This is a genomic window from Stenotrophomonas sp. 3diitr2024, assembly GCF_042136455.1.
Classification (GTDB): domain Bacteria; phylum Pseudomonadota; class Gammaproteobacteria; order Xanthomonadales; family Xanthomonadaceae; genus Stenotrophomonas; species Stenotrophomonas sepilia.
The window spans coordinates 1-350 of record NZ_JBHHMJ010000055.1; the positions used below are offsets into that span (position 1 = coordinate 1).

Here is a 350-nt window from a genome sequence, read left to right on the forward strand (position 1 = left end):
TCAGCGGCGGGTGCTCGGTCATCGGTCATCGTGGCAGGGGCGGGCCTCCACGATGCCGATGGGCTCGCCATGGGCGGGTGAAGCCGGGGCGATGGCCGTGTCCAGAACGATCCGTCGCTATCCCGACCTGCTGGTGCACCGCGCGATCAAGCATGCGCTGTCCGGCAAGCCGCTGGACAAGTTCACCTACAACCCCCGCGAGATGGCCGCGCTGGCGCTGCAGTGTTCCGAGCGTGAGCGCCGTGCCGGAGGCCTGTGCGCAGCGCCACAGCCAGTGCAGCAGCACGGTCGAGTCGACACCGCCGCTGTAACCCACCAGCAGCGGCGCATCCAGCGGAACGAGGGCAGGG

General features: G+C 69.7%; 1 protein-coding gene. It reads left to right on the forward strand.

The window, feature by feature from the left end; translation table 11 throughout:
• Positions 1-97: 97 nt before the first annotated feature.
• Positions 98-350, forward strand: a 253-nt coding sequence (locus ABGA94_RS01165; RefSeq protein ID WP_375366140.1) for a hypothetical protein, incomplete at its 3' end; no start/stop codon positions are given.